The organism is Streptomyces sp. NPDC044064, from assembly GCF_056434245.1.
This window is the reverse complement of record NZ_JBWKFN010000014.1, coordinates 208275-230518: the sequence shown is the minus strand read 5'-3', so window position 1 is coordinate 230518 and position 22244 is coordinate 208275. Positions and strand designations below refer to the sequence as shown.

The window sequence follows — 22244 nt, the reverse complement described above, 5'->3', positions numbered from 1 at the left end:
GAAAAAGGCCTTGGTGTACGCCGGCCGGGGCGCCGTCAGGTCACGCCCCGGCCGGCGTACGGTCAGGGACGGAGCAGCACCTTGCCCACCTTCGGATCGCCGGCTCCCACCAGCTCGATGGCGCGCGGGAACTCGGTCAGCGGCAGCTCGTGCGTGACCAGCGGCAGCGGGTCCAGCAGCCCGGCGCCGAACACCCGCACGGTGTGCGCCCAGGCGTCCGGCGGCGCCCCGAACACGGTGTGCACCTCCAGCTGCCGTACGACGAGATCGGTCGGGTCGAGCCCCTCGGCGCCCGGCGCCGGGATGCCCGTCAGGACCAGGCGTCCGCCGCGTCTGAGCAGGGCGGCGGCGGTGCGCGCGGCGGACGCGGACCCGGCGGTCTCGATCACCACGTCGAAGTCGTCGGGCAGGTGCCGGTCCCTGAGCCGGAAGTCGCTCGCCCCGAACTGCCGGGACAGCGCCTCCCGGTCGCCCCGGGTGCCCACGACGAGCAGCTCCGCCGGCGAGACCGCCTTCAGGAACTGCACGGCGAACATCCCGAGCGTCCCCGTGCCCACCACCGCGACCCGCTCGCCGGGCCGGGCGTTCGCCTTCAGCGCGGCGGCCGCGATGCACGCGGCCGGCTCCAGGAGGGCGGCGGCGGTGAGGTCGGCGTCGTCCGGCAGCGGGTGCAGCAGCCGGGCGGGCAGGGTGAGGGTGGCGGCCATGGCACCCGGCTGGGTGAACCCGGTCTCCTCGTACCCGGCCGTGCACAGCGTGGTCTCGCCCGCGTGGCAGCGGTCGCACACCTGGCAGTTGCGGAAGCCCTCACCGACGACCTTGCGGCCGGTCAGGCTCTCCGGCACGCCCGCGCCCACCGCGCGCACGGTCCCCGACCACTCGTGGCCGGGCGTGAGCGGATAACGCACGTACCCCTCGGGCCGGTTGCCCTGGTACACCTCGCGGTCGCTGCCGCAGATGCCCACCGCGTGCACGGCGACCAGCGCCTCGCCGGGACCGGGGTCCCAGGGCGTGTGCTCCTCGACCCGGTGCGCGCCCGGCGCCTCGACCAGGACCTGGGAACTCACTTCGAACCCTTCGGCCTGCGCTGCTCCCAGCCCTCGGCCCACAGGTCGAACCGGGCCTGCTGCTGCGGGAACTCGGCGGCCGCGTCGGTGTCCAGCTCGACGCCGAGACCGGGCTTGTCGGAGAGGTGGAAGTAGCCGTCGACGACCTCCGGCGCCCCCTTGACCACCTTCTTGATGTCGGCGTCCGCGAAGTCGTTGAAGTGCTCCAGGACCTTGAAGTTCGGTGAGGTGAAGCCGACTTGGAGCGAGGCGGCGGTCAGCACCGACCCGCCCACGTTGTGCGGGGCGACCAGCATGTAGTGGGTCTCGGCGGTGGCGGCCAGCTTACGGGTCTCCCAGATGCCGCCGATGTGGCCGACGTCGGGCTGGAGGATGTCCGCGGCCTGGCTCTCGAACAGCTCGCGGAACTCGATCCGGTCGTGGATGCGTTCACCGGTGGCGACCGGGATGTCCACCTTGGCTGCGACCTTCTCCAGCGCCTTCAGGTTCTCCGGCGGCACCGGCTCCTCCAGCCAGGCCGGCTCGAACGGCGCCAGCTCGTGGGCGAGCCGGACGGCGGTGGCGGGGGAGAAGCGGCCGTGCATCTCCAGCATCAGCTCGGCGTCCGGGCCGATGGCGTCGCGCACGGCCTCGATGAGCGAGACGGCGTACAGGGTCTGTTCGTGGTCCAGCTCGAAGTGCCCGGTGCCGAACGGGTCGATCTTGAGCGCCTTGTATCCGCGCTCCATCACCCCCTGGGCGGCCTTGTGGTACGCCTCGGGCGTTCGCTCGGTCGTGTACCACCCGTTGGCGTACGCCTTGACCCTGTCGGTGACCTTGCCGCCCAGCAGCTGCCACACCGGCACGCCGAGGGCCTTGCCCTTGATGTCCCAGCACGCCATCTCCACGACCGCGATGCCGGACATGACGATCTCGCCGGCCCGGCCGTAGTCGCCGTACTTCATGCGGCGGACGAGGTCCTCGACAGCGAACGGGTCCGATCCGAGAATGTGGTTGGCCTCGGCCTCCCGCAGATAGCCGATCAGCGCGTCGGTGTGACCGAGCATCCGGGTCTCGCCGACTCCCGTGATCCCTTCGTCGGTGTGCACCTGGACGTAGGTCAGGTTGCGCCACGGCGTCCCGACCACGTGTGTGCTGATTCCGGTGATGCGCACGGCAGTTGCCCCTCAGCTGTTCGAGATTTCGTCACACGTTCGAAATGCTGGCGTGACAGTAAGGACGGCGCGGCGGGGGTGTCAATGGGTCGAACGGGTAACGGTTTCGACAAGACTTTCGAGAACCTTTTCGGTCCCGCACCAAACCTTCACAGCCGCGCCTAGGAACGTGACCGATGGGGAATCTAGTCTTCCGGCGTCATGGACTTCTGCCACCCGTGCCAACGGCACCTCAACGGCGCCCTGGCCTGCCCCGGGTGCGGCGCGCCGGCGCCCTCTCTCGCCGCGCACGGACAGGCGGGCGCGACGGCGGGTCCGTACCGTCAGGAAACCTTCACGAGTGCAGCGGCCCAGCAGTACCCCGGGCAGGCCGCCTACTACCCCCACGAGTCCCCGCGGGTGCCCACGCAGTTCGGCGCGACGGAGGCGGCGGACGCCTACGCGAGCACGGACGAGTACGCGTACGACGGCCCGGACGATCACGCCGACCTGGACGCCCCGGCAGACGTTCATGACGAGGCGTACGGCGACGCCGACGACCCCTCCGGCACCTCCGGCGAACCCGGGGGCCGCGCCGCCCGGCGCCAGTCGCGCGGCCGGGGCCGTGGTGCACCCACGGGCGGCGACGCGGACAGCGGCCCCGGCGCCGCCGACGCCAGCCGCCGCGATCGCAAGGCCGCCGCGCACCGGCGCCGCCGCCGTCGTACCGTCCTGATCGCCGCCGGCCTCGTGCTGGCGGCCGGCGGCCTCAGCGTCGCCGAACTCGGCACGGACGCCCCCTTCTCCCCGTTCTCCAGCGACGAGCCGGCCACGTCGGCGGACACGTCCGCGGACGGCGGCACCTCCTCCGCGTCCCCGGACCGGACAGCGAACCCCCTCGACGACACCTCGGGTGCCGCGGGGAAGGCGGGCGCCTCCGCCTCCCCGGACGCCTCGGCCTCGGCCTCCGCCTCCAAGTCCCCCAAGGACAAGGCGTCCGATTCCCCGTCCGCCACGGACCGGGCGGAACAGTCTTCGGCGTCGGGCGCGGGCGGGCCTTCCACGGCGCCGACCGCCCCGGCCACCTCCCGTCCGGCGTCCACCCCCACGACCGCCCCGACGACCGCGGTCCCGACCCCGGCGCCGTCGCCGACGAAGACGTGCAACCGCTTCCTGTGGTGGTGCACGTAGACGGCCGCTTCCGGCGCGCGCCGCACGGCTCGACCCCTCCCCTGACCCCTCCCTGGGACACCCCCTGTCACGTACTGCCCCGCGCCATCGGCCATCCGGGGTATCGATGACACCAACACGCCTCCGAGGCGGTTGAGTCGGACAGGTATGTCTCGCCGTACACGATCCAGGGAACGCGCGACGGCCGAACGGGCGTCGTGCACAGGGGGAGCAGCGGGCAGCGGCTCAGTGGAGGAGAGCGGATGACTCAGGGGACCACCGTGCACGGCACGGTCGCCGAGGGATTCGAAGCGGTGCGCGCGGAGTTCGCCGCCTTCGTCGCCGGGGAACGGGACGACTACGAGGGCCAGTTGTGCGCCTACGTCCACGGCCGGCGGGTCGTCGACCTGTGGGCGGGCGAGGGCGCCGACGGGGACTCGCTGTACGGCGTGTTCTCGTCCACCAAGGGTGCCGCCCATCTCGTCGTGGCCCTGCTCGTGCAGGACGGCACGCTGGAGCTGGACCGCAAAGTCACCTACTACTGGCCGGAGTTCGGTGCCGAGGGCAAGGGCGCGCTGACCCTGCGCGACGTGCTCGCGCACCGCGCGGGCCTGGTCGGCACCGACACCGGCTTCAGCGCGGCCGAGCTGGCCGACGACCGTGCGCTGGCCGAACGTCTGGCCGACCAGCGGCCGTTCTGGCGGCCGGGCACGGCCTTCGGTTACCACGCGCTGGTCATCGGCGCGCTGACCGGCGAGGTCGTCCGGCGCGCGACGGGCCGCACGATCCAGGAGCTGTACGAGGAGCGGGTGCGCGCCCCCTACGCCCTGGACTTCCACCTGGGCCTGCCGGTCTCCCGCGAGCCCCGTTTCCGCACGGTCCAGCCGATGCTGCCGACCCCCGGGCAGCAGGCGGTGCTCGACGGGCTGCCCTCCGGACCGCACAGCCTCTCCGCGATCGCCTTCAACCGGCACACCTCCGAGCCGACCGACCTGGTCGCCCTGCCGAACGAGCGCGGCGTCCGCGCCAAGGGCCCGGCCTCGGTGGGCGGTGTCGCCTCGGCGCGCGGCCTGGCCGGGATGTACGCGGCGATGATCAGCGAGGTCGACGGCAAGGCACCGCTGCTGAAGGAGGACACGGTCGCGGAGTTCGGCCAGCTGCACTCCGTCGGGTACGACCTGGTGGCCCGCACCCACAAGTCGTACGGGCTCGGCTTCCAGGCCACGGCCGACACCTGGCACCCCTTCCTGGGCGCCGGCGCGATCGGCCACAGCGGAGCAGCAGGCTCCCAGGCCTTCGCAGACCCCCGCAGCGGCCTGGCGTACGGCTACACACGCAGACGGTTCGCTTTCCCGGGAGGAGCGGCTCCAGAAAACGAAAAGTTCGTTGCGGCGGCACACCGGGCAGCGCTGACTCCCTGAGGGGCGCGGGGAACTGCGCGAACGACCCACCACAGCCCGCACCTGAACGCTCACCGCACCCGGCGGACAGATCCCGCCGAAGCCGGCGCGGCGCAGCCGCATCCCACGTCCAAGGATGCGGCTGCCGTTGTACGCAACGACGGTGCTCAGACCAGCGTCACGGTGATGTTGCCGCGAATCGCCTTCGAGTAGGGGCACACCTGGTGCGCCTTCTCGATCAGCTTCCGCGCGGCACTCTCCTCGACGTCCGGGATGTTCGCGGAGATCTCCACGATGATCCCGAACCCGTCCTCGTTCCGCCCGATCCCCACCTTCGCGGTGACGGTCGAGCCGGACACGTCGGCGCCCTCCTGTCGGGCGACCACGCCGAGCGCACCCTGGAAGCAGGCGCTGTACCCGGCGGCGAACAGCTGCTCGGGGTTGGTGCCGGCGCCGTTGCCGCCCATCTCCTTGGGCGGGTTCACGACGACGTCGAGCCTGCCGTCGTCGGTGGCGACCCGGCCGTCGCGGCCGTTCTCCGCGGTGGCGACGGCGGTGTACAGGACGTCGGACTGCTGAATGGGCATGCGGTTGCCTTCCTCCTCGGTCCGCCGTGACTCGCGCCCACGATCGACGGCGAATTTCGGAAAGAAGTTACCGCATGCCGGAAAGCTCAGGCCAGGGGTCTGGGCTTCTCAGAGCTTGACGATCATCTTGCCGGTGTTGTCGCCGCGCAGGACCCCGAGGAACGCCTCCAGGTTGTTCTCGATGCCCTCGACGACGGTCTCGCGGTACTTCAGCTGCCCGGAGGCCACCCAGGGGCCGACCTCGGCCACGAACTGCGGCTGCAGGTCGTAGTGGTCGCCGACCAGGAAGCCCTCGATGCGGCCGCGGGTCGCGATCAGTCGGGCGAGGTTCCTCGGGCCGGGGGCGGGCTCGGTGTTGTTGTAGACGGAGATCATGCCGCAGACCGCGATCCGGCCGCCCTCGTTGAGCGAGCCGATGGCCGCCTCCAGGTGCTCGCCGCCGACGTTGTCGAAGTAGACGTCGATGCCGTCGGGGGCGGCCTCGCGCAGCTGCTCGGCCACCGGGCCGTTCTTGTAGTTGAAGGCGGCGTCGAAGCCGTACTCCTCCACCAGCAGCTTGACCTTCTCGTCGGAACCGGCCGAGCCGATGACCCGCGAGGCGCCCTTGAGCTTGGCGATCTGCCCGACCTGGCTGCCCACGGCACCCGCGGCGCCGGACACGAACACGACGTCGCCCTCCTTGAGGGAGGCGGTGCGCAGCAGACCGGCGTAGGCGGTCAGGCCGGTCATGCCGAGCACGCCGAGGTACGTCGACAGCGGCGCGGCCGCGGGGTCGACCTTGACGGCGTGCTTCGCGTCCAGGGCCGCGTACTCGCGCCAGCCGAAGAAGTGCAGGAGGTGGTCGCCGACCGCGATGCCCTCGGCATTGGAGGCGACGACCTCGCCGACCGCGCCGCCCTGCATGACCTTGCCCAGCTCGAAGGGGGCGGCGTACGACTTCGCGGCACTCATTCGGCCGCGCATGTACGGGTCCACGGAGAGGTACTTGTTCCGTACCAGCACCTGGCCCTCACCCGGCGTCGGGACCTCCGTCTCGACCAGGGCGAAGTCCTCGGGCTTCGGCCAGCCGACCGGGCGGCTGAGCAGGTGCCATTCGCGGTTGATCATGACAGTGCCTTTCGAGATTTACTTCAGTACCTGAAACAATCATGCACCTGAATATTTCAGGATGTCAAGCAACGGAGTATCCTGGGGACCATGTCCACCCCAGAGAAGACCCGCCGCCCCGACGCCGTGACCATGGAGGTCGTCGAGTTGATCGGGGACGTCGTGGCCCGCTTCTACGCGGACTACGAGCTGGCGGCGGGCGAGCACGCGCTGACCGGTCCGCAGGCGCGCCTGCTCGGCCTGCTGTCGCTGGAGCCGCTGCCGATGCGCAAGCTGGCCCAGAAGCTGAAGTGTGAGCCGTCGAACGTGACCGGGATCGTGGACCGTCTCGAGGCGCGCGGCCTGGTGGCGCGCCGGCCCGACCCCGCCGACCGCCGGGTGAAGCTGGCCGCCCCCACCGACGAGGGCCTCCGGGTCGCCCGCGACCTGCGCGAGGGCCTGCGCTTCGCCCGCGAGCCCCTGGCCGGCCTCACCGACGAGGAGCGAAGCTCCCTGAGGGACCTGCTGCGCCGCATGCTGGACGCCTAGCCCCCGCCCGCCGGCCCGGACAAGGTCATGAACAGGCCAACGGCGTCCCCCGATAGGGTTTCCCCATGCGCGATCTCGGGGTGGGTTTCGGTTATCTCCTCAAAGGCCAGCGGTGGGTGGGCCGGCACGGCAGGCAGTACGGCTTCGGCCTGCTGCCCGGCCTGATCGCGCTGGTCCTGTACGCGGCGGCGCTGGTCGCGCTCGCCGTGTGGGGCGAGAGCGGTGTCGCCTGGGCGACCCCGTTCGCGGACGACTGGTCTAGCCCCTGGCAGGGTCTGTTCCGCGGCTTCCTCACGGTCGTCCTCTTCGCGCTCGGCCTGCTGCTGGCCGTCCTCACCTTCACGGCCGTCACCCTGCTGATCGGCCAGCCCTTCTACGAGAGCCTGTCGGAGAAGGTCGACGAGGACGTCTCGCCCGACGGCACCGCGCCCCGCTCCGGCCTCCCGCTCTGGCGCGAGCTGTGGATCTCGGCCCGCGACAGCCTGCGGATCCTGGTCCGGGCCCTGCTGTGGGGCATCCTCCTCTTCGGTCTCGGCTTCCTGCCCGTGGTCGGCCAGACGGTCGTCCCGGTGCTCGGCTTCTTCGTCACCGGTTTCTTCCTCACCGAGGAACTGACCGCCGTGGCCCTCCAGCGCCGCGGGGTCGAACTCCGCGCCCGCCTCACCCTGCTCCGCTCCCGCAAGAGCCTGGTCTGGGGCTTCGGCACGCCCCTCGGCCTGGCCTTCCTGGTCCCGTTCGTCGCGGTGTTCCTGATGCCGGGCGCGGTCGCCGGCGCCACGCTCCTCGCCCGTGACCTGCTGGGCGAGGAGAGCGCCGAGGAGGAGGACGCCGAGGACGGCGAGCGGGTCACCTCCTGAACGTGGCCTGTGCCGCCACCGTCAGGATCGACCGCACCTGCGCGATGATGTCCAGCCGGTTCCGGACGAACTCCGGGTCGGTCACCGTGCCCGTCGCCGGGTCGGTGTTGCCGGCGCCGAACTGCAGCACGGGCGTGTGCACATGGCCGCCCGGCAGCGTGTCGTGCAGGCCCAGCCTGTCCCGGAGCAGGGTCGCGCGGTAGGCGATCTCGTTGGAGAGATAGTTGCCGCCGCCGCCCGCACGGGCCGTGGAGCCGGTGGTCGGGCCGTCCGGCCGTACGACGGGATCGGTGCCGCCCGCCGGGATCTCGGTCACCTCCGTGTGGTCGTACACCGGGAACCGGCCCGTGTCCGCGGCCGTGATGGCGGCGTACGGCAGGGTCGTCGTCGTCCACTGGGGCTGAGCGGCCGGATCGGTGACGGGGACGGTCTCGGTGCGGGAGGCGTTGTCGTTGTCCGGGAAGCCGCCCCGCCAGGCTCCGTTGCTGCGCTCGATGTCGAACCGCCCGACCCGGCCCTGGCTCACGGTCGTGAACAGGTCGACTTTCGGCAGGTAGGTCCGGAGGGTCCGCTCCACCGTGCCCTCGGTGAAGTCCTGCCAGCGCACCGGGAACACGGCCGTCTCCACCCGGGCCGGACCCTCGGTCGTCTCGATCACCGTGCCGTCCAGTGCCAGCGCGCTCGCCCCTGAGGGGTTGGAGATACGGATGTCCCGGTCGAGCGTGAAGGGGTCGAAGCCGGTGAGCAGGACGCGCCTGAGGTGCGGCTGCCCGGGATAGCGGATGTCGGTCTGACCACGTGAGGTGCGCTCCAACTGGTCCAGCAGTGAGGAGCGTTGGGTGTCCGTGAGGCTGAACCCCGGCTCCCAGGTGCGCACTTCCCGGGTCATTCCGAGGCGCGCCCAGTACAGCGGCCGGTCGTCGTCCCGGCTCAGATCACCGCCCGCAGGACCCCGCCCCTGAGCCCGCTCCACGGCCCGCCGCCACAGCCCGGACCCCTCGCGCACGACGATGCGCCGGGCCTGCGTGTAGGAGTGCGCGCCCTCCAGGGCGTCGGCGAACTCCGGTGCCACGCCGTCGAATCCGGAGCGGCGCAGGATCTCCTGCGGTACGGCCGCCGTGAGCCGCTGCTCCTCGACGGTGGGGGAGAGGGCGGCTGCCTGGGTGGCGCAGGCCGTCGTCGCGGGGGTCGACAGCCCGGCCAGCAGGGCCATGCCGAGCACGGCGGTCCGTATACGTAACGAGGTCACGGGAGTTGGAGTCCTTCCGTCGCTGCGGGACGCGTGGTGCGGCGGAAGTATCGCGTGCGGGGAGTGGTCTACGCCATGGTGCGAGGGGGAAAACGGTTCCTCACTCCACCGGTTCGCCCAGCAGGTGCAGGAAGTCGCGGAACGCGCCCGGCATGTCGACCGAGTCCGGGTCCAGCAGCCACTGGTACTGGAGGCCGTCCATCACCGCGATGAGCAGTGGGGCGGCGCGCTCGGGAGTGAGACCGCTGGGCAGCCGGTCGCCGTACTCGGTGCGCAGGACCGCCGTCATGTTCTCGCGGACCTGGGCGTAGCGCTCGGTGAAGTAGGAGCGGGCCGGGTGGCCCTCCGTCACGCTCTCGCCGAGCAGTGCAGAGAAGGTCTGGATGATGGCCGGGCGCATCGCGTTGTACTCGACCAGCGAGGCCAGCAGGTCGACCCGCCACCGGGTGTCCGGCACCGCGTCCCACCGGTCCCGCTCCCGGAGCACGGCCACCAGCAGGGCGTCCTTCGTCGGGAAGTAGTGCAGCAGCCCCTGCTGGGTCAGCCCGACCCGCTCGGCCACCGCGGCCAGGCTCGCCCCCCGGTAGCCGCGCTCGGCGATCACCTCCAGGGCCGCCCCCACGATCTCCGAGCGCCGCTCCTCGCTCCTGACCCTCGCGTTCATGACGTCACCGTACGACATCCCCACCCCGTGAATATAACGGCAAGATAACGAAACCTACCGCTCTACAGGTAACGGATGCAGGATGAGAGGGACCAAAGGCACTGAGCGAGGAGGTACCGCCGTGGCGGAGACAGGCAAGGCGCGAGCAGACCAGGCCCGCGAGACGGCCGTGGAGGCCGCGCTCGGGCGGCTCGACCTCGACGCCAAGGCACGGCTGCTGGCCGGACAGGACATGTGGACCCTGCCCGCCCTGCCGGAGATCGGCCTGAAGTCCCTCGTCATGTCCGACGGCCCGATCGGCGTCCGGGGTGTGCGCTGGACCGCCGACGACCCCTCCGTCGCCCTGCCCTCGCCGACCGCGCTTGCCGCCACCTGGGACCCGGACCTCGCCCGCCGGGCAGGCGTGCTGCTCGCCCAGGAGGCCCGCCGCAAGGGCGTCCACGTGCTGCTCGCCCCGACCGTGAACCTGCACCGCTCCCCGCTCGGCGGCCGCCACTTCGAGGCGTACAGCGAGGACCCGTACCTGACCGGCGAGATCGGCTCCGGCTATGTGACCGGCGTCCAGTCCGGCGGCGTCGGCACCACCGTCAAGCACTTCGTCGCCAACGACGCCGAGACCGACCGCTTCACCGTGAACAACGTGGTCTCCGAACGCGCCCTGCGCGAGCTGTACCTGGCCCCCTTCGAGGCGATCGTCGCGAACGCCCGCCCCTGGGGGATCATGACCGCCTACAACCAGGTCAACGGCACGACGATGACCGAGCACCACCACCTGGTGAACGAAGTCCTGCGCGGCGAGTGGGGCTTCGACGGCTTCAACGTCTCCGACTGGATGGCCGCCCGCGACACCGTCGGCGACATCGGGGGCGGCCTCGACGTCGCCATGCCCGGCCCCGAGACCGTCTACGGCGAGGCCCTCGCCCGGGCCGTCCGGGACGGCCGGGTCGCCGAGGCCGCCGTCGACGCGGCCGTACGCCGGGTACTGCGCCTCGCGGCCCGCGTCGGCATCCTGGACGGCGCAGAGCCCGTCGTCGCCGAGCCGCCCGCGCCGGTCGACGGCGAGGCACTGGCCCGCGAGATCGCCCGCCGCTCGTTCGTCCTCGTGCGCAACGAGAACGGCGCACTCCCGCTGAAGGCCGGCACGGTCGCCCTGATCGGTGCCGCCGCCCGCGACGCCCGCGTCCTCGGCGGCGGCTCCGCCACCGTCTTCCCCGCCCGGATCGTCTCCCCGCTCGACGGTCTCGGCGCCGCCCTCCCCGAGGGTGCCCTCACCTACGCCGTCGGCGCCGACCCGGCCACCGAACTCGCCCCCGCCGGCCAGGGCTTCGCGCTCCGCGCGGTCTGCCGAGACACCGACGGCGGCGTCATCGGCACGGGTACCGCCCCGGGCGGCCAGATCCAGTGGATGGGCGCCGACCTCCCCGAGGGCGTCACGCACGAGACCCTCCACACCGTCGAGCTGACCGGCACGTTCACCCCGCGCGAGTCCGGCCCGCACACCTTCGGCATCAAGGGCATGGGCGCCTTCACCCTCGTCATCGACGGGACGACGTACTACGACGACGTCCAGCGCCCCGAGAGCGAGGACCCCTTCGAGACCCTCTTCGCGCCCCCGGCGCCCCGCGCCCGGGCCGAACTCGTCGCGGGCGAAACGGTCGACGTCTCCCTGACCTACGTCGTCCGGTTCCCGGAGAACATCCCCATGAAGGTCGTCACCTTCGGCCTCGCCCACTCCGGCCCCCGGCGCGACCCCGACGAGCTGATCGCCGAGGCCGTCGAGGCCGCCCGCGGCGCCGGCACGGCCGTCGTCATGGTCGCCACCACCGACCGCGTCGAGTCCGAGGGCTTCGACCGCACCGACCTGCGCCTCCCCGGCCGCCAGGACGACCTGGTCCGCGCCGTCGCCGCCGCCAACCCGAACACCGTCGTGATCGTCAACTCCGGCTCACCGGTCGAACTGCCCTGGCGCGACGAGGTCGCCGCCGTGCTCCTGACCTGGTTCCCCGGCCAGGAGGGCGGAGCCGCCCTCGCCGACGTGCTGACCGGCGCCCACGAGCCCGGCGGCCGCCTCCCCACCACCTGGGGCTCCCTCACCGAAGCCCCCGTCACCCAGGTCGTTCCCGCCGACGGCGAACTGTCCTACACCGAGGACCTGCTCATCGGCTACCGCGCCTGGGAGAAGGCTGGACGCACCCCGTCGTACCCCTTCGGCCACGGCCTCGGCTACACCGACTGGGCCTACGAGACCCTGGAGACGGACGGCACCACCGCCCGCATCCGGCTGCGCAACACCGGCGAGCGGCCCGGCCGCGAGGTCGTCCAGGTCTATGTCGCCCCGGCCGAGCCGGACGTCCGGCGCCCGGCACGCTTCCTGGCCGGATTCGCGGGCGCCGAGGCCGGACCCGGCGAGAGCGTCGAGGTGAGCGTCGAACTGCCCCGGCGCGCCTTCGAGGTCTGGGACGACACGACGAAGGCCTGGGCATTTGTGAAGGGTTCGTACGAGATCACCGTCGCCCGCTCGATCGCCGACCACAAGCTCGCCGCGCCGATTAACGTCTGATCCGGGACAGTCCCCACACACCGGGGACAAAGCCCCCACGAGCCGCCCCGGTCCGGGACCTGACCCCTGGACCGGGGCAATCGTGCGGCAGGGCCCCGCCGGCCCTAGCCCCGCACGCCGAAGCCGTACACCGTCTCCGAGCGGAAGACCCGGCCCGGCCGCAGCTCGGTGCTGGGGAAGTCCGGGTGGTTCGGGGAGTCCGGGAAGTGCTCGGTCTCCAGGGCGATGCCGTCGCCGGGGGCGAAGGGGTCCGCGAGGTGGTCGGCGGTGTAGAGCTGCAGGCCCGGCTCGGTCGTGGCCACGGTGAGCACCCGGCCCGACGCCGGGTCGTACAGCTCGGCCACCTCCTCGGCCGCCTCGGTCACGCCCTTGTCCAGCACGAAGTTGTGGTCGTAGCCGGAGCCCACCTTGCGGGCCGCACGGAAGTCGAAGCGGGAGCCGGAGACGTCCGCCAGCTCTCCGGTGGGAATCAGGTCGCCGTCCACCGGGGTGTACCGGGAGGCGGCCAGCCGCAGTTCGTGCCCGCCCGCGTGGCCGGAGCCGCTCAGGTTCCAGTACGTGTGATTGGTGAGGTTGACGACGGTCGGCGCGTCCGTGACGGCCTCGTAGGCGATCCGCAGCGCGCCGGACGCGTCCAGCGTGTACGTGGCCGTCACCTCCAGCCGGCCCGGGAACCCCTCCTCGCCGTGCGGGCTCACCCGGCTCAGCCGCAGCCCGTCCTCGACCGGCTCGGCCTCCCACACCCGCTTGTCGAACCCCTGTGAGCCGCCGTGCAGCGAGTTGGGGCCGCTGTTCTGCTCCAGCGCGTACGTGCAGCCGTCCAACGGGAAGCGACCGCCCGCGATGCGGTTGGCGTACCGGCCGACCAGAGCGCCCAGAAACGGCTCCGGATGCTCCCGGTATTCGTCGAGCCCCGGGAACCCCAGCACCACGTCCGCCGTACGCCCCTCCCGGTCCGGGACCTCGACCGACTGCACGATCCCGCCGTACGACAACACCCGCACCCGCACCCCGGCCCGCTCCAGTGTCCAGCGGTGCACCGGGGTGCCGTCGGAAAGTGTGCCGAAAAGGTCGCTCATGCGGGAAACCCTAGGTCACGGCTGCTCCGCGGTCACCGTGCGGTAGGCGATGTCGGCGAGCCGTGCCTGGCCGTTCCGGCTCGGGTGGAACCAGTCCCAGTGGCTGAGCTGCTCCGTGTCGAAGCGGTAGTCGAAGACCGCGTTCCGGTCGAAGCGGCAGCGGCGGTCCTTCGCGCACACGTCCTTCAGCACCGCGTTGTAGGCCTCCACCCGCTTCTGCACCTTGTCCCGGCGCAGCGTGGCCCGGACGGTCAGGTCGTCCGCGTCCCCCAGCATCGACGGGCAGATGCCCAGCTTCCAGACCTGCTTGCCCAGCGGGTTCGTCCGGCCCTGCGACCACAGCCGCTTCAGGTTCGGCACGCTCGCCACGTACACCTGCGTCTTCGGCAGCGCCGCGCGCAGGGTGGCCAGCGACTCCTCGAAGTCCGCGCGGAAGGAGGCCACCGAGGTCATCGCCCGGGCCGACGAGCGGCACGCGTCGTTCGCGCCGATCATCACCGTCACCAACTGGGGGGCGCGGGTGGCCGCCTGGGCCACCTGCTCCGGCAGGTCGGACATCCGGGCACCGGTCACCGCGTAGTTCCAGCTGCGCTGCGCCGCCCCCGTCACGCCCAGCAGCCGCACCGCCAGGCTGTCCACCGTGGCGTCGCTGCCCGTCGCCCACGACACCTCGGGGCAGTCGGAGAGAACCGTGCACGCGTCGAACCCGCGGGTGATGGAGTCACCGACCGCGGCGATCGAGTCCGGGCTGCGGTTCCACACCGGTGTGGGCCGGGGCGAGGGACGGGACGCGCTCGCCCCGGAATCCTTCGTACCGTCACCGCCACCACCGAAGGCGTCACACCCCGCCGTGCTCAGCACGGCCGCCGTCACGACGGCAAGGGCAGCCCGCGCACGGTGCCTTCGCTTCCGCATCCCTGCTGATCCCCTCGCTCGACGTGCAGTGCTCCCTCCCATAACAACGCGCGAGGGTTCCCGGCCCGGGGACCTTGGAACGGCTCACCCCCGTACAAGCGTCCCCATGGGTGAATGGCGGGAGTTTCCTGGCACTGGGACCGACGGTACGTCACACTCCTTGCGCCGCCGCAGGGTAGCCTCGCCATCAACGCGGCCGTCGCGCCACAGCCGCCCAGCCAGTCCGCAAGATGTCCCGCTCTGCCCGGAGGTTCCGGTGACGACACGTGGAGTTCTGTACGTGCACTCCGCGCCGCGCGCGCTGTGCCCGCACGTCGAGTGGGCCGTCGCCGGGGTGCTCGGCACGCGCGTCAGCCTCGACTGGATCCGGCAGCCCGCGGCCCCCGGCACCTGGCGCTCGGAGTTCTCCTGGCAGGGCGAGGTGGGCACGGCCTCCAAGCTGGCCTCCGCCCTGCGCGGCTGGCACCTGCTGCGCTTCGAGGTCACCGCCGAGCCCTGCCCCACCGCCGAGGGCGAGCGCTACAGCTGCACCCCGGACCTCGGCATCTTCCACGCCGTCACCGGCATCCACGGCGACATCCTCATCCCCGAGGACCGCCTGCGCGCGGCCCTGCTCCGCAGCCAGCGCGGCGAGACCGACCTGGAAGCGGAGCTCTCCAAGCTCCTCGGCAAGCCGTGGGACGACGAACTGGAGCCGTTCAGGTACGCGGGCGAGGGCGCGCCCGTGCGCTGGCTGCACCAGGTGGTGTGAGGACCGGGACATGAGGAAGGGCCCCCGCCGGCAGGCGGGGGCCCTTCCTCATGTCACTCAGATGGTCCGGAACGCCAGGACCACGTTGTGCCCGCCGAACCCGAACGAGTCGTTCAGCGCGGCGATCCGACCCTCGGGGAGAGCACGCGCCTCACCGACGACGACGTCCGCGTTGACCTCGGGGTCCAGCTCGCGCACGTTGATCGTGGGCGGAGCCGTACGGTTCACCAGCGCCAGGATCGACGCGACCGTCTCGATACCGCCGGCGCCACCGAGCAGGTGACCCGTCATCGACTTGGTCGCGGAGATCGCCATGTGGTCGACGTCGTCGCCGAACACCTTCCGCAGCGCCTTGATCTCGGCCACGTCACCCTGAGGCGTCGAGGTGGCGTGCGCGTTCACGTGCACGATCTCGGCCGGCTTCAGGTCCGTGTTGTCCAGCAGGTTCTGCAGCGCCTGCGCGATGCCGTTGCCGGACGGCTCGGGCTGCGTGATGTGGTGGCTGTCGGCGGAGATGCCCTGGCCGACCGCCTCCGCGTAGATCCGGGCGCCGCGAGCCTTCGCGTGCTCCTCGGACTCCAGGACGATCACACCGGCGCCCTCGCCGAGCACGAAGCCGTCCCGGCCGGAGTCGTACGGACGCGAGGCGCCCTCGGGGTCGTCGTTGTTCTTGGACATCGCCATCATGTTGCCGAACGCGGCGATGGGAAGCGGGTGGATGGCGGCCTCGGTACCACCGGCCACGACCACGTCCGCACGCCCGGTGCGGATCATCTCGATCGCGTACCCGATGGCCTCCGCGCCCGAGGCGCAGGCCGAGACCGGGGTGTGCACACCGGCGCGGGCACCCAGCTCGATACCGACGTTGGCCGCCGGGGAGTTGGGCATCAGCATCGGCACGGTGTGCGGGGAGACACGGCGTACGCCCTTCTCCTTGAGCACGTCGTACTGGTCCAGGAGCGTCGTCACACCGCCGATTCCGGAGGCGATGACCGCACCCAGACGGTCGGGGTTCACGGACACGTCCTCACCGGCCTTGGCGGTGAATCCGGCGTCCTTCCAGGCCTCCTGGGCGGCGATCAGCGCGAACTGCGCGGACCGGTCCAGCTTGCGGGCCTGCGGGCGGGGGATGATCTCGCCCGGCTCGACGGCGATCTGCGCGGCGATACGGACCGGCAGTTCGGCCGCCCAGTCCTGCTCGAGGACACCGACGCCGGACTTGCCGGCGAGCAGTGCCTCCCAGAACGAGGCTGCGTCGCCACCCAGCGGTGTGGTTGCGCCGATACCGGTGACGACCACGGTGCGATTGGTCGGGCTCACGGGAATTCTTTCTCCAACGGATGCGGGATTCATACGGCGCCACCGCCGGGTGGCGGGGCCTTGCAGCCTGTTGCCTAAGGGGTGGCTCAGGCCTGGTGCTTGAGGATGTAGTCGGTGGCGTCGCCGACGGTCTTGAGGTTCTTGACGTCCTCGTCGGGGATCTTGACGTCGAAGCGCTCCTCGGCGGCGACGACGACCTCGACCATGGACAGCGAGTCGACGTCCAGGTCGTCGGTGAAGGACTTGTCCAGCTGGACGTCCTCAACCGGGATGCCGGCGATCTCGTTCACGATCTCGGCGAGACCTTCGACGATCTCTTCCTGAGTGGCGGCCATGTTGGCGCTCCTTCTTCGATAATCCAGACGGTTTGTGGCAGATGATCCCGTACCGGACGCATGATCCGGCACGGAGTGCCTAGGGGAGGGTAACGACCGTGGCGGCGAAGACGAGACCCGCCCCGAATCCGATGACGAGCGCGGTGTCGCCGCTCTTCGCCTCCCCGGTCGCCAGGAGCCGCTCCATCGCGAGCGGAATCGAGGCGGCCGAGGTGTTGCCGGTGGTGCGGATGTCACGGGCGACCGTGACGTGCTCCGGCAGCTTCAATGTCTTCACCATCGAGTCGATGATCCGCACGTTGGCCTGGTGCGGAATGAAGACGTCCAGGTCGTCCGGGGTGATTCCGGCCGCGTCCAGCGCCTGCTGGGCGACCTTCGCCATCTCGAACACGGCCCAGCGGAACACCGCCTGGCCCTCCTGCGTGATCGCAGGGAACTTGATGTTGCCCTCGCTGTCCAGGGGCAGCGTGGAGACGTCACCGATGTGGAAGCGGTCCCAGGGGACGGTCTGCTTGATGGTCTCGGACTTGTCGCCCTCGGAGCCCCAGACGGTCGGGCCGATCCCCGGCTCCTGGGAGGGGCCGACCACGACCGCGCCGGCGCCGTCACCGAACAGGAAGGCCGTGGCCCGGTCCTCCAGGTCGGTCAGGTCGCTCAGTCGCTCCACGCCGATGACCAGCACATGCTCGGCGGAACCTTCCACCACCATGCCCTTGGCGAGGGTGAGGCCGTAGCCGAAGCCCGCGCAGCCGGCCGAGATGTCGAAGGCGGCGGCCTTGTCGGTGCCCAGCTTGTCGGCGATCTCGGTGGCGACGGCCGGGGTCTGGCTGAAGTGCGAGACGGTCGAGACGACCACGGCGCCGATCTGCTCGGCGGTGATGCCCGCGTCGGCGATCGCCTTGCCGGAGGCCTCGATGGCCATCGCGGCGACCGTCTCGTCGGGGCCGGCCCAGTGCCGGGTCTCGATGCCGGAGCGCGAACGGATCCACTCGTCGGACGAGTCGATCTTCTCCAGGATCACCTCGTTGGGCACGACCCGGACCGGCCGGTAGCCGCCGACACCGAGGATGCGCGCGTACGGGGCGCCCTTGCTGGGCTTGATCTTCGCCATGATCGGTACGGCTCCTTAAGCGTCGGCGCCCGCTGCGGCAGCAGCGGAATCAGCTGCTGCGGCGATGAGCTCGCGGGCCGCGTCGAGGTCGTCGGGGGTCTTCAGGGCCAGCGTCCTGACGCCCGGAAGGGCCCGCTTGGCCAGGCCGGTCAGCGTGCCGCCCGGGCACACCTCGATGAGCGCGGTGACACCCAGTGCCTTGAACGTCTCCATGCACAGGTCCCAGCGCACCGGGTTGGCGACCTGGCCGACCAGCCGCTCCAGCACCTCGGCGCCGGTGGCGACGGCCCGGCCGTCCTTGTTGGAGACGTAGGTGACCTTCGGGTCGCCGGGCGTCAGCTCCGCGGCGGCCTTGGCCAGCGCGTCCACGGCAGGAGCCATGTGGTGCGTGTGGAAGGCGCCGGCGACCTTCAGCGGGACGACCTTGCGGACACCCTCGGGCATGTCCTCGTTCAGCACGGCGAGCTGCTCCAGCGTGCCCGCGGCGACGATCTGGCCCGCGCCGTTGACGTTCGCGGGGGTCAGGCCCAGCTTCTCCAGGTGCGCGACGGAGACCTCGGGGTCACCGCCGAGCAGCGCGGACATACCGGTCTCGGTGATCGCGGCGGCGTCGGCCATGGCCAGTCCGCGCCTGCGGACGAGGCCGAGCGCGGCGGTGTCGTCCAGGACGCCCGCGAAGGAGGCGGCGGTGATCTCACCGACGCTGTGACCGGCGACGGCGCCCGGGGCGATCTCGGAGATGTCACCGAGTGCCGCGGCGGACAGGATGCCGGCGGCGACCAGCAGCGGCTGCGCCACCGCAGTGTCGCGGATGGCGTCCGCGTCGGCCTGGGTGCCGTAGTGGACGAGGTCCAGTCCGATGGCGTCCGACCATGCGGCGATGCGGTCGGCGGCACCGGGGAGGTCGAGCCAGGGAGTCAGGAAGCCGGGCGTCTGGGCGCCCTGGCCGGGAGCGACGAGTACGAGCACTCTCACACTCTCTCTTGGGGACGGCCAGGGCCGCCCGTGGGGACAGGGACGAAGAACACGGGGGGCTTTTGTGGGGCCCCGACAAAAGCCTAGGGTTGGGCGTCTCCATCGGCCAGACGCCCCAGGATCAGCGCGATCCGCAGTGTGAAGGCGGATCGTACATCCGAAGGCGACCAACCGGTGACGTCTGTCACACGTCGGAGCCGGTAGCGCACGGTGTTCGGGTGAACGAAGAGCATCCGGGCCGCGCCCTCCAGGCTGCTCGCCTGCTCCAGGTAGACACTCAGCGTTTCCAGGAGCGCCGAACCAGCCTCCTCCAGCGGTCTGTAGATCTCCTCCACCAGCTGCTCGCGGGCGCTCGGATCGCCCGCGATGGCGCGCTCCGGCAGCAGATCGTCCGCCAGCACCGGCCGCGGCGCGTCCTGCCAGGCGGAACACGCCTTCAGCCCCGCGGCGGCGGCCTGCGCGGACCGCGTGGCGGCGAGCAGATCGGGTACGACGGGCCCGGCGACGACCGGTCCGGCCGCGAACGGCCCGATCAGCGACTTGGCGACGGCGAGCGGATTCGAGCTGCCGCCCGCGATGACGACCAGCCGGTCGCCGAGCACCCCGGTGAGCACCTGGAGCTTGGCGTGCCGCGACGCCCTCCTGATCGCCTCCACGGTCAGCTCGCTGTCCCCTTCGGGAGCGGTTCCGAGCACGACACACACATGCTCGGGCGAGTTCCAGCCGAGCGCGGCGGCCCGGCTCACGGCCCCCTCGTCGGCCTCCCCGCTCAGTACGGCGTTGACGACGAGCGACTCCAGCCGCGCGTCCCAGGCACCGCGTGCCTCGGCGGCCTGGGCGTACACCTGGGCGGTGGCGAAGGCGATCTCCCGGGCGTACACGAGCAGTGCCTCGCGCAGCACGTTCTCGTCGCCGGGCGCAGCCACCTCGTCGATGGCGCTCTCCATGACCTCGATGGTGGTGCGCACCATCTCCACGGTCTGCCGCAGCGTGATGGCCCGGGTCAGCTCACGGGGCGCAGTCCCGAAGACATCCGTCGAGATCGCCTGTGGAGCGTCGGGATGCCGGAACCACTCGGTGAAGGCGGCGATGCCCGCCTGGGCCACGAGCCCGATCCAGGAACGGTTCTCCGGGGGCATGGCCCGGTACCACGGCAGGCTCTCGTCCATGCGTGCGATGGCCTGCGCGGCGAGGCTCCCGGAGGACTTCTCCAGCCGCTTCAGGGTCGCGGAGTGCGGGTGGACGGCGCGTGCTGCGTGTTCGCTGTGGCGGGATTCGGGTTCGGGCACGTGGACAAGACTGCCTTATCCGGACCTGAGCGTGCGCCGCCGGGGTCAGCAGGTGAGACGCCCCCGCCGGGTCCGGCAGGTGTGCGCGCGGTCTACGGTGGTGCCGTGATGGACGTACGGCGCGCCGCAGAGCGCTACCCCGGAGGGGACCCCGGGACCGGGATCGACACCCGCCACGCCTTCTCCTTCGGCCCGCACTACGACCCCGGGAACCTGCGCTTCGGCGCGGTGATCGCCTGCAACGAGGAACGGCTCGCCCCCGGCGCCGGCTTCGACGAGCACCCGCACAGCCACACGGAGATCGTCACCTGGGTCGTCGAGGGCGAACTGACCCACCGCGACTCCACGGGCCACGAGACCCGGGTCCGCGCCGGAGACGTCCAGCACCTCAGCGCGGCGGCGGGCGTCCGGCACGTGGAGCGCAACGACGGCTCCACCCCCCTGGTCTTCCTCCAGATGTGGCTGGCCCCCCTGACGCCCGGCGGCGACCCGTCCTACTCGATCGTCCCAGGCATCGCCGACTCCACCCCGTACGCCGTCCCCGCCGCCGGTGCGATGCTCCACGTCCGCCGCCTGGCCGCGGGGGAGCGGACGGCCGTGCCGGACGCGGCGCAGGTCTACGTCCACGTGGTGCGCGGCGAGGTCCGCCTGGCGGGGGAGACGCTGGGCCCGGGGGACTCGGTCCGGATCACGGCCGCGGAGGGTCTGGAAGCGGTCGGGGTCACACCGACGGAACTGCTGCTGTGGGAGATGGCGCGGTAAGGGGGCCAGGCGCAGCGGCACCCCGCCCAGCGCGGGTGAGCGAGATGCACCCCCGGCCGGCAGCAGTGGACCTCAGCCCCGCAGCTCCGCGAGCACGGCGTCCGTGAACGCCGGCCACGCCTCGGTCGCCCAGGGGCCGAACGCGCGGTCCGTCAGGGCGACAGCGGCCACACCCGCGGCCGGGTCGATCCACAGGAACGTGCCGGACTGGCCGAAGTGTCCGAAGGTGCGCGGCGAAGACGAAGACCCCGTCCAGTGCGGCGACTTGGAGTCACGGATCTCGAAGCCCAGCCCCCAGTCGTTGGGGTTCTGGTGCCCGTAGCCGGGGAGGACACCCTTCGTCCCCGGGTACTGCACCGTCATCGCCTCGGCGACCGTACGCGGGTCCAGCAGCCTCGGCGCCTGCACCTCCGCCGCGAACCGCAGCAGATCGTCCACCGTCGAGACGCCGTCCTTGGCGGGGGACCCGTCCAGCGAGGTCTGCGTCATCCCCAGCGGCTCCAGCACCGCCTGCCGCAGATACTCCGCGAACGCAATGTCCGTCGCCTTGGCGATGTGATCCCCGAGCTGCTCGAACCCGGCGTTGGAGTACAGCCGCCGCTCCCCGGGAGGCGCCATCACCTTGTGCTCGTCGAAGGCCAGCCCGGAGGTGTGCGCGAGCAGATGGCGGACGGTCGCACCGGCCGGCCCGGCCGGCTCGTCCAGCTCGACGGCACCCTCCTCGTACGCGACCAGCGCCGCGTAGGCCGCCAGCGGCTTGGTCACCGAAGCCAGCGGGAACCGGTGCCCGACGCGCCCATGGGTCCCGAGGACGGTCCCGTCGGCCCGTACGACACCGGCCGCGGCGGTGGGAACCGGCCAGTTCTCGATCAACGCGAGGCTCTTCAGCGACATGCCGTCGAGCCTAAGCGCTCAGAGCCTCAGCTCCATCAAAGGGTCGGGCTTGGGCCGGAAGCCGAGGTCGGCGTAGAGCGGCGCGGCCTCGGCGGACGCGGTGAGGTGGACTCGACCGGCGCCGCGCCCGCGGAACCAGTCCAGCAGCGTGTCCATGCACGCCCGCGCGTACCCCCGGCGCCGGGTGCCCGGGTCGGTGGCGACGCTGAAGACGAACCCGACCGTCCCGAACGGATCGCCCGCCTTCCCGATCCGGTAGTCGACCGTCCCGGCCACCAGCGCGGCCAGTGCCCCCGGCCGCTCCGGGTGGTCCACGACGAAGGCGGCGAAGCCCCCGTCCGGCTCGCCCAGCCGGGCGCGCAGTCCCGGCAGGGACTCCTCGTGCCAGTCGGTGGAAGGGTCGGCGCCCGCCATCGAATCGATCATCACCTGCCGCAGCCGCAGCACTTCCTCGGCGTCCTCGGGCAGCGCCCGGCGTACAGAAATCATGT

22 protein-coding genes are annotated in these 22244 nt (G+C 71.6%); 7 read left to right on the top strand and 15 right to left on the bottom strand.

The annotated features are described in order from the left end of the window. Nucleotides 1–62: 62 nt before the first annotated feature. Together AC07DS_RS23825 and AC07DS_RS23820 are read right to left on the bottom strand one after the other, a co-directional pair. Nucleotides 63–1067 carry a zinc-dependent alcohol dehydrogenase gene (locus AC07DS_RS23825; RefSeq protein WP_479148271.1) on the bottom strand — a complete coding sequence of 335 codons (1005 nt, stop codon included), beginning with the start codon at nt 1065–1067 and terminating at the stop codon, nt 63–65. Further along, nucleotides 1064–2221 (bottom strand): mandelate racemase/muconate lactonizing enzyme family protein, encoded by a 1158-nt coding sequence (locus AC07DS_RS23820; RefSeq protein ID WP_479148269.1) that lies wholly within the window; start codon nt 2219–2221, stop codon nt 1064–1066. The genes AC07DS_RS23825 and AC07DS_RS23820 overlap by 4 nt, the downstream gene beginning before the upstream one ends. A gap of 201 nt (nt 2222–2422) precedes the next feature. On the opposite strand from AC07DS_RS23820, the gene AC07DS_RS23815 reads away from it, so the two are divergent. Together AC07DS_RS23815 and AC07DS_RS23810 are read left to right on the top strand one after the other, a co-directional pair. After that, nucleotides 2423–3391 carry an SCO2400 family protein gene (locus AC07DS_RS23815; RefSeq protein WP_479148267.1) on the top strand — a complete coding sequence of 323 codons (969 nt, stop codon included), beginning with the start codon at nt 2423–2425 and terminating at the stop codon, nt 3389–3391. Nucleotides 3392–3633: 242 nt separating this feature from the next. Beyond that, nucleotides 3634–4791 carry a serine hydrolase domain-containing protein gene (locus AC07DS_RS23810; protein ID WP_479148265.1) on the top strand — a complete coding sequence of 386 codons (1158 nt, stop codon included), beginning with the start codon at nt 3634–3636 and terminating at the stop codon, nt 4789–4791. 146 nt (nt 4792–4937) lie between these two features. Here AC07DS_RS23810 and AC07DS_RS23805 read toward each other — a convergent pair whose 3' ends face one another. Together AC07DS_RS23805 and AC07DS_RS23800 are read right to left on the bottom strand one after the other, a co-directional pair. Beyond that, nucleotides 4938–5357 carry an organic hydroperoxide resistance protein gene (locus AC07DS_RS23805; RefSeq protein WP_479148263.1) on the bottom strand — a complete coding sequence of 140 codons (420 nt, stop codon included), beginning with the start codon at nt 5355–5357 and terminating at the stop codon, nt 4938–4940. 108 nt (nt 5358–5465) lie between these two features. Beyond that, nucleotides 5466–6464, bottom strand: coding sequence for an NADP-dependent oxidoreductase (locus tag AC07DS_RS23800; protein WP_479148261.1), 999 nt, complete (start codon nt 6462–6464; stop codon nt 5466–5468). A 90-nt stretch (nt 6465–6554) separates the two neighbouring features. Between AC07DS_RS23800 and AC07DS_RS23795 the strand changes: the two genes are divergently transcribed. After that, nucleotides 6555–6992, top strand: a complete 438-nt coding sequence (locus AC07DS_RS23795; protein WP_145883321.1) for a MarR family winged helix-turn-helix transcriptional regulator — start codon at nt 6555–6557, stop codon at nt 6990–6992. Between the two features lie 65 nt (nt 6993–7057). Then, nucleotides 7058–7849, top strand: coding sequence for an EI24 domain-containing protein (locus tag AC07DS_RS23790; RefSeq protein WP_479148257.1), 792 nt, complete (start codon nt 7058–7060; stop codon nt 7847–7849). On the opposite strand, the gene AC07DS_RS23785 is transcribed toward AC07DS_RS23790, so the two are convergent. Continuing rightward, the gene (locus AC07DS_RS23785; RefSeq protein WP_479148255.1) at nt 7839–9098 is read right to left on the bottom strand and encodes a pyroglutamyl-peptidase I; all 1260 of its coding nucleotides are present in this window, start codon (nt 9096–9098) and stop codon (nt 7839–7841) included. The genes AC07DS_RS23790 and AC07DS_RS23785 overlap by 11 nt on opposite strands. A gap of 100 nt (nt 9099–9198) precedes the next feature. After that, the gene (locus tag AC07DS_RS23780; protein WP_479148300.1) at nt 9199–9780 is read right to left on the bottom strand and encodes a TetR/AcrR family transcriptional regulator; all 582 of its coding nucleotides are present in this window, start codon (nt 9778–9780) and stop codon (nt 9199–9201) included. Nucleotides 9781–9844: 64 nt separating this feature from the next. Between AC07DS_RS23780 and AC07DS_RS23775 the strand changes: the two genes are divergently transcribed. Beyond that, a complete protein-coding gene (locus AC07DS_RS23775) occupies nt 9845–12322 on the top strand; it encodes a beta-glucosidase (RefSeq protein ID WP_479148253.1) in 2478 nt (825 codons plus the stop codon). A gap of 104 nt (nt 12323–12426) precedes the next feature. Here the strand turns inward: AC07DS_RS23775 and AC07DS_RS23770 are convergent, their stop codons facing one another. Beyond that, the gene (locus AC07DS_RS23770) at nt 12427–13401 is read right to left on the bottom strand and encodes an aldose epimerase family protein (protein ID WP_479148251.1); all 975 of its coding nucleotides are present in this window, start codon (nt 13399–13401) and stop codon (nt 12427–12429) included. Nucleotides 13402–13416: 15 nt separating this feature from the next. Then, nucleotides 13417–14316, bottom strand: coding sequence for an SGNH/GDSL hydrolase family protein (locus AC07DS_RS23765; protein ID WP_479148249.1), 900 nt, complete (start codon nt 14314–14316; stop codon nt 13417–13419). 256 nt (nt 14317–14572) lie between these two features. On the opposite strand from AC07DS_RS23765, the gene AC07DS_RS23760 reads away from it, so the two are divergent. Then, nucleotides 14573–15067 carry a DUF3145 domain-containing protein gene (locus AC07DS_RS23760; protein ID WP_094217995.1) on the top strand — a complete coding sequence of 165 codons (495 nt, stop codon included), beginning with the start codon at nt 14573–14575 and terminating at the stop codon, nt 15065–15067. A 57-nt stretch (nt 15068–15124) separates the two neighbouring features. On the opposite strand, the gene fabF is transcribed toward AC07DS_RS23760, so the two are convergent. From fabF to AC07DS_RS23735, 5 genes are all read right to left on the bottom strand, one after another. Next, the gene (gene fabF / locus AC07DS_RS23755; protein ID WP_479148247.1) at nt 15125–16387 is read right to left on the bottom strand and encodes a beta-ketoacyl-ACP synthase II; all 1263 of its coding nucleotides are present in this window, start codon (nt 16385–16387) and stop codon (nt 15125–15127) included. A gap of 86 nt (nt 16388–16473) precedes the next feature. Further along, nucleotides 16474–16722: an acyl carrier protein gene (locus AC07DS_RS23750; RefSeq protein ID WP_046425089.1), complete on the bottom strand. Its 249-nt coding sequence runs from the start codon at nt 16720–16722 to the stop codon at nt 16474–16476. A 79-nt stretch (nt 16723–16801) separates the two neighbouring features. After that, nucleotides 16802–17833 (bottom strand): beta-ketoacyl-ACP synthase 3, encoded by a 1032-nt coding sequence (locus AC07DS_RS23745; RefSeq protein WP_479148244.1) that lies wholly within the window; start codon nt 17831–17833, stop codon nt 16802–16804. Between the two features lie 15 nt (nt 17834–17848). Then, nucleotides 17849–18802, bottom strand: coding sequence for an ACP S-malonyltransferase (locus AC07DS_RS23740; RefSeq protein ID WP_479148242.1), 954 nt, complete (start codon nt 18800–18802; stop codon nt 17849–17851). An 89-nt stretch (nt 18803–18891) separates the two neighbouring features. Then, nucleotides 18892–20097: a PucR family transcriptional regulator gene (locus AC07DS_RS23735; protein ID WP_479148240.1), complete on the bottom strand. Its 1206-nt coding sequence runs from the start codon at nt 20095–20097 to the stop codon at nt 18892–18894. Nucleotides 20098–20205: 108 nt separating this feature from the next. Between AC07DS_RS23735 and AC07DS_RS23730 the strand changes: the two genes are divergently transcribed. Continuing rightward, nucleotides 20206–20859, top strand: a complete 654-nt coding sequence (locus AC07DS_RS23730; protein WP_479148298.1) for a pirin family protein — start codon at nt 20206–20208, stop codon at nt 20857–20859. Nucleotides 20860–20931: 72 nt separating this feature from the next. Here the strand turns inward: AC07DS_RS23730 and AC07DS_RS23725 are convergent, their stop codons facing one another. Together AC07DS_RS23725 and AC07DS_RS23720 are read right to left on the bottom strand one after the other, a co-directional pair. Beyond that, nucleotides 20932–21753, bottom strand: coding sequence for a serine hydrolase domain-containing protein (locus AC07DS_RS23725; RefSeq protein WP_479148239.1), 822 nt, complete (start codon nt 21751–21753; stop codon nt 20932–20934). Between the two features lie 18 nt (nt 21754–21771). Beyond that, nucleotides 21772–22242, bottom strand: coding sequence for a GNAT family N-acetyltransferase (locus AC07DS_RS23720; RefSeq protein ID WP_479148237.1), 471 nt, complete (start codon nt 22240–22242; stop codon nt 21772–21774). Nucleotides 22243–22244 lie beyond the last annotated feature (2 nt).

Bases quoted from the DNA above. Each gene is read 5' to 3' on its own strand.
- AC07DS_RS23815 (WP_479148267.1), top strand. From the start codon at position 2,423: ATGGACTTCTGCCACCCGTGCCAACGGCACCTCAACGGCGCCCTGGCC.
- AC07DS_RS23810 (WP_479148265.1), top strand. From the start codon at position 3,634: ATGACTCAGGGGACCACCGTGCACGGCACGGTCGCCGAGGGATTCGAA.
- AC07DS_RS23805 (WP_479148263.1), bottom strand. From the start codon at position 5,357: ATGCCCATTCAGCAGTCCGACGTCCTGTACACCGCCGTCGCCACCGCG.
- AC07DS_RS23800 (WP_479148261.1), bottom strand. From the start codon at position 6,464: ATGATCAACCGCGAATGGCACCTGCTCAGCCGCCCGGTCGGCTGGCCG.
- AC07DS_RS23795 (WP_145883321.1), top strand. From the start codon at position 6,555: ATGTCCACCCCAGAGAAGACCCGCCGCCCCGACGCCGTGACCATGGAG.
- AC07DS_RS23790 (WP_479148257.1), top strand. From the start codon at position 7,058: ATGCGCGATCTCGGGGTGGGTTTCGGTTATCTCCTCAAAGGCCAGCGG.
- AC07DS_RS23780 (WP_479148300.1), bottom strand. From the start codon at position 9,780: ATGTCGTACGGTGACGTCATGAACGCGAGGGTCAGGAGCGAGGAGCGG.
- AC07DS_RS23775 (WP_479148253.1), top strand. From the start codon at position 9,845: ATGAGAGGGACCAAAGGCACTGAGCGAGGAGGTACCGCCGTGGCGGAG.
- AC07DS_RS23770 (WP_479148251.1), bottom strand. From the start codon at position 13,401: ATGAGCGACCTTTTCGGCACACTTTCCGACGGCACCCCGGTGCACCGC.
- AC07DS_RS23765 (WP_479148249.1), bottom strand. From the start codon at position 14,316: ATGCGGAAGCGAAGGCACCGTGCGCGGGCTGCCCTTGCCGTCGTGACG.
- AC07DS_RS23750 (WP_046425089.1), bottom strand. From the start codon at position 16,722: ATGGCCGCCACTCAGGAAGAGATCGTCGAAGGTCTCGCCGAGATCGTG.
- AC07DS_RS23745 (WP_479148244.1), bottom strand. From the start codon at position 17,833: ATGGCGAAGATCAAGCCCAGCAAGGGCGCCCCGTACGCGCGCATCCTC.
- AC07DS_RS23730 (WP_479148298.1), top strand. From the start codon at position 20,206: ATGGACGTACGGCGCGCCGCAGAGCGCTACCCCGGAGGGGACCCCGGG.
- AC07DS_RS23725 (WP_479148239.1), bottom strand. From the start codon at position 21,753: ATGTCGCTGAAGAGCCTCGCGTTGATCGAGAACTGGCCGGTTCCCACC.
- AC07DS_RS23720 (WP_479148237.1), bottom strand. From the start codon at position 22,242: ATGATTTCTGTACGCCGGGCGCTGCCCGAGGACGCCGAGGAAGTGCTG.